1 protein-coding gene is annotated in these 1,508 nt (G+C 65.5%); it reads left to right on the top strand.

Going from position 1 to position 1,508, the window contains the following annotated elements; translation table 11 throughout:
* Positions 1 to 372: 372 nt before the first annotated feature.
* A partial coding sequence (gene ltrA / locus FHR95_RS16980; protein WP_183315312.1) for a group II intron reverse transcriptase/maturase occupies positions 373 to 1,508 on the top strand: 1,136 nt, incomplete at its 3' end.

Genomic DNA, 1,508 nt, shown 5'->3' on the forward strand with positions numbered 1-1,508 from the left:
CGGCAAGGGGAAGTGCTAGCCGACGGCAAGGGTGTCTCCCGCGAGGGGGAATCTGAAGGCAGCCCGAGGCAAAACGCTGGCCTGACGAACAGGAAGCGGATATGAGGCCTCATGGCGGGGTGAGATGGCACGCATCATCAAAGCCCAGTACTTGCACGGAACGCCATGACGTAGATCCGACAGGCATAAGCGGGAAGGTCGCGCGTCTTACCCTGGGAGGTCTGGTGGTCTGCCTCGTTGCTACCGGCGTCGAGAGGCGTCGGGATGGGTCACCAGACGTCAGCAGAGGCCATACTACGTGCCGATTCACCCCGGCACCAAGGGCCGAACATGAAGAACCGCGAGTAGGCGATGACGTCTCGAGGATCGATCGTGAAGACAGGAAGTGGCGCTGATACCGCCACCCACCCAGAGGGGCAGGGGCGGAACCCCGAGTCCCAGCCGGTGGGCGTCGAGACGGTCCCGGCGTCGTCATCGTGGACGAAAGCGGAGCCCGCCCCGCTCATGGAGGCCGTGGTAGAGAAGGCCAACATGGCGCGGGCTTACCGGAAGGTGGTGGCCAATCAAGGGGCGCCGGGTGCCGATGGCATGACGGTGGACCAGTTGGCCGACCAACTGAAACAGAACTGGCCGACGCTGCGTGAGCGGTTGCTGGCCAGTGAGTACCACCCCAGCCCGATCCGGGCTGTCGAGATTCCCAAGCCCAAGGGCGGAACGCGACAGCTTGGCATCCCCACGGTCACCGACCGGCTGATCCAGCAGGCGCTGTTGCAGGTGCTGACGCCACTCTTCGATCCGGGATTCTCCGCATCGAGTTACGGCTATCGGCCGGGGCGCAGTGCCCAGCAGGCCGTCTCGGCGATGAAGGCCCATGCGACTGCCGGCCACCGCTGGGTGGTCGACCTCGACCTGAAAGCCTTCTTCGATCGGGTGAACCATGACCTGCTGATGGCGCGGGTCGCGCGCCGCGTCCGCGACAAGCGGATGCTACGCCTGATCCGCCGCTACCTGGAGGCCGGGATGTTCCAGAACGGCTTGGCCGCGCCACGCCGGCAGGGAACGCCTCAGGGTGGGCCGCTGAGCCCACTGTTGGCGAACATCCTGCTGGATGACGTGGACAAGGAACTGGAACGCCGTGGCCACCGCTTCTGCCGCTACGCCGACGACGTTCAGGTATACGTCAGGAGTCGGCGGGCGGGTGAGCGCGTCATGGCCAGCCTGAGTGATTTTCTCGAGAGCTCGCTCAGGCTGACGGTCAATCGCGACAAGAGTGCGGTGGATCGCCCCTGGAACCGGGGGTATCTGGGCTACACGCTGACCCGGCACAAGCTGCCGAAGCTGACGCTGGCCAAGGCCAGCCTGCAGCGCCTGATGCAGCGTGTCCGCGAGATCCTCAAGCGCGGCAAGGGGCGCCATATTCGTCGCGTCACCAGAGAGCTGGCCCCCGTCCTGCGGGGCTGGGCCAACTACTTCTCCCTCGTCGACGTGAAGCGACCGCTGGAAGCGCT

The sequence above is a fragment of the Halomonas fontilapidosi genome, assembly GCF_014192285.1.
Classification (GTDB): Bacteria; Pseudomonadota; Gammaproteobacteria; order Pseudomonadales; family Halomonadaceae; genus Halomonas; species Halomonas fontilapidosi.